The sequence below is a fragment of the Bradyrhizobium sp. UFLA05-112 genome, assembly GCF_053572325.1.
On record NZ_JBANBK010000187.1, the window covers coordinates 1 to 2,975 of the forward strand.

Annotated in this window: 3 protein-coding genes and 1 pseudogene; 2 read left to right on the plus strand and 2 right to left on the minus strand. The window is 60.7% G+C overall.

Translation table 11 applies throughout. The annotated features are described in order from the left end of the window. Nucleotides 1-856: 856 nt before the first annotated feature. Nucleotides 857-1,021, plus strand: a pseudogene (locus tag SO180_RS42180) (Rho termination factor N-terminal domain-containing protein); the annotation flags it as partial. A gap of 406 nt (nt 1,022-1,427) precedes the next feature. Then, the gene (locus SO180_RS42185; protein WP_449384673.1) at nt 1,428-1,715 is read left to right on the plus strand and encodes a hypothetical protein; all 288 of its coding nucleotides are present in this window, start codon (nt 1,428-1,430) and stop codon (nt 1,713-1,715) included. A gap of 175 nt (nt 1,716-1,890) precedes the next feature. Here SO180_RS42185 and SO180_RS42190 read toward each other — a convergent pair whose 3' ends face one another. Both SO180_RS42190 and SO180_RS42195 read right to left on the minus strand, forming a co-directional pair. Then, nucleotides 1,891-2,115 carry a hypothetical protein gene (locus SO180_RS42190; RefSeq protein WP_063696289.1) on the minus strand — a complete coding sequence of 75 codons (225 nt, stop codon included), beginning with the start codon at nt 2,113-2,115 and terminating at the stop codon, nt 1,891-1,893. 148 nt (nt 2,116-2,263) lie between these two features. Next, nucleotides 2,264-2,632, minus strand: a complete 369-nt coding sequence (locus tag SO180_RS42195) for a YybH family protein (RefSeq protein ID WP_449384674.1) — start codon at nt 2,630-2,632, stop codon at nt 2,264-2,266. Between the last annotated feature and the right edge of the window lie 343 nt (nt 2,633-2,975).

The window sequence follows — 2,975 nt, forward strand, 5'->3', positions numbered from 1 at the left end:
CAGTGGTGGTGCCGGAGGAGCAGGAGCTGGCAGTGGTGGTGGCGGTGGTGCGGGAATAGGCGTCGGTGCGGGAGCCGGCGGTGGTGTGGGAGCCGGCGTCAGTGGTGTTGGCGGTGGCAGTTATGGTGGGGGAAATCCTTATCCCGGTGCATACGGTTGGTCTTACCCGAGCCGATTAGCCCCAAGGGGTCATAAGGCTTGGTTCGGTGGCGCTCATGGTGCGCCTTATGCCGGTGCATACCGCTGGTCTTACCCGAACCGATTAGGCCAAAGGAGTCGCAAGGCTTGGTTTGGCGGTGGCGGGTTTGGTTATGTTACGTCTGTCCCGTTCCGGCAACGCGCGGCCCAGGCTCGGTGGGATAGCCGCAAGTACGCAACGCTTGAGGGCGATTACCGCAGATTTCATAAAGCTCAGCGAACAAACGACTCGCTCAACGCGCGCGAAGTGATGCGGAAGGTGTTGCCTGATCAGGAACCCGCGCAGTCGTTCGTGGCGCGAACGTCATTGAACTCGCACCCCCGCGGAAATGATGATGCGACGGGCAGCGAGCCGCTGGTCAATCGCGCGCCGGATGACATCGAGCGTAACGCCGAACGAACGATCGGCGCGGCAGACGGATCCTGGCACGAGCCGCCAAATCCCTCGACGGATGTCGCACAGATCACCCCTCCCCCTGTCATCGAACACGAGGATGCGCCAACAACCGGGTCATTGGTAGATCGCGCACCGGATGACCTCGAGACTACAGCCCTGCTAACGATCGGCACGGCGGCCGGCTTCTGGCGCGAGCCGCTACATCCCTTGGCGGCATTGCTTGGCGTGATGCTGGTCGGGGCACTCGGCCTTATCGAATTTCTGCCGCGACGCCGCGGCGACTTCTCCTGGGAAGTCAAATTCGTAGATCTCAAGTCCAAAACCCCGGCCGAGCTTGTCTCGTTAGCGGAAGAAAACGGGGTCGAGAATGCCAGAACCATGCCCAAGCAGGAGCTGCTGTTGGCCATCCTCAACCAGCTTCGCATGCCGAACCAAGTCGTAGCCGAGCCCAGCGTCGCATCCGGACAGGCCCCCGCAACTGTTCTTTTGCTGGTCGCACTCGCGCTCACGGCCGGTTGGCTTTGCGTTCTCGGTGCAGGGACATATCAGTTAATAAGCTGGCTGTTCTCTTAGAAGAACGCTCGACCTGCTTCGCAAACTCGACAGCGGCGAAGACTACTAATGCCAGAAAGGAACTCGCGGCCGATCCAAGTCGCTACAGATCGACAATTTGCGAGATGCGCTTTTGAGTCCGGCGCGACGGCGGTGTCCGGCCGAATTCAAGTGGAACAAGCCGGCGACGTCTGCGAGGCGCCTCTCGCTGGCTGGAAAAAGAGAGTCGCGCTAAAAGCTCCAGTAAAGCAGCCGAGGTTCTCTTCAGGAGTCAGTCAGAATGCTGCCGGGGAAATCGAGAAGAATGCGGAACTGGATGATGCTGGCGCTGGAATCAAACCGCGTGATCGGGTTGCGTCTGGCGAAGCTGATGCGAGGCGGCAAGGGTGCTCAGCGTGAAGCCGAGCGCATGGTCAGTGAAAAAATACAGGCGGCCGCCAAAGCCGGCGCAAGCCTCATGGCTGGCGCCTCAAGCGATGAGATTGTGCGTCAATACCGAAAGCGGGTGGCGGCAAACGCCAAGCGGCTGGGCCGGCAGCAAAGACGACGCAAACAAAAATCCCCCTGATCCCGAGCCATTCGCAGGAACCGTAACGGTTGAAATAACCGGTGTGGCCTGAAGCGTCCGCCTTTGTGTTCCGATCTGCCGAGCCTTGTGAGGAGGCCGCTAATGCGCGTCGGACGGGCCGGAAGAACGCATCAGCGGGATGCGCTGCGAACCGCGTGCGGCTGCGCCGAGGCTCTCACTCGGGGTTGTCCAGCTTGTCGATCTCGGCCCTCGCCAGCGCCGTGGCTTTCTCGATCGCCTGCTCTCGCGTGAGGGTGTTGCCGCTCAACCGGCGTGAGACAAGGTTGTCCCAATAGAACCTGACCGATTTGCGTCCGTCCGCGAACCATACCTCAAGACTTCCGCAGTCGTCGTCTACGCCACGGTGAGGGATGATGCGGATGGGGTCGCCTTCGGCCATGGGTGAATTGCTACCATTCCGGCAGCATGGGGACAACGGCGGCGACTCCGACCGCGTGATTTCGGTTTCGACGATGCCAATATCGCGCGGGTGGCCCGACCAAGGCGACGCCATCGTCGCCGACCGTCACCAGCAAGGTCGAACTGCTTTAGTTGGGCGAGATTCTAGCAGCGCGACCGATCAATGGGCCGCAACTCGTGTAGATGATCTTGTTGGAGCGATCGAACCGAAAGTAAAAGCGGACCGGCTTGCCTTCATAGCTCTGGTAATCGATCTGAACCCCGTGGCCGGTTAGGACCACATCATCAAGGTTAAAGGAGCACCTGCTTTCGAGCTTCGGTGCCCAATAGGCCGCGATCGAATTTCGCCCCGTCAAGGTCACGCCCTCGCAGCCGCATTCCATGACCGCGCGCTCGTCATATAGATCGAGCAGCGCGTTCAGGTCTCCCCGTCGGCAGGCATCGAGCCAGTCGACGACGGCGGCAAGAGGATCGAATTCGTCTCGTGAAATCGACATGAGGTCCCATACAAAACTGTCGCCGCTCCCGATCGCGACGCAGACGCAGAAGTATCCGGATAGGGAAAACGGCCGGGAGAAACTGGGACTCCGGGCCGAGTGTTTGCTCAACTAAAGCCCCCTGGAGCGGCGAGGAGGCTACGCTTGCGAGGAAACACCACGGTCAACCGCAGAACGCGCGCCGCTGCAAATGTCTTTCTCGTAAGGCAGATTAACTCGGCGCAAGCTTCATCCGTCTTGCGGTCTCGCGCCGCTGTCGGGGCTAAGTGTCGCGCGCCATGGAAAACTGCCCCCTCGGCGTCACGAGGAATTGCCCCCTCCTTGGATAGCCGAGGAGAGAGCG

Coding starts and splice junctions, on each gene's coding strand:
- SO180_RS42195 (WP_449384674.1), bottom strand. CDS start 2,632: ATGTCGATTTCACGAGACGAATTCGATCCTCTTGCCGCCGTCGTCGAC.
- SO180_RS42190 (WP_063696289.1), bottom strand. CDS start 2,115: ATGGCCGAAGGCGACCCCATCCGCATCATCCCTCACCGTGGCGTAGAC.
- SO180_RS42185 (WP_449384673.1), top strand. CDS start 1,428: ATGCTGCCGGGGAAATCGAGAAGAATGCGGAACTGGATGATGCTGGCG.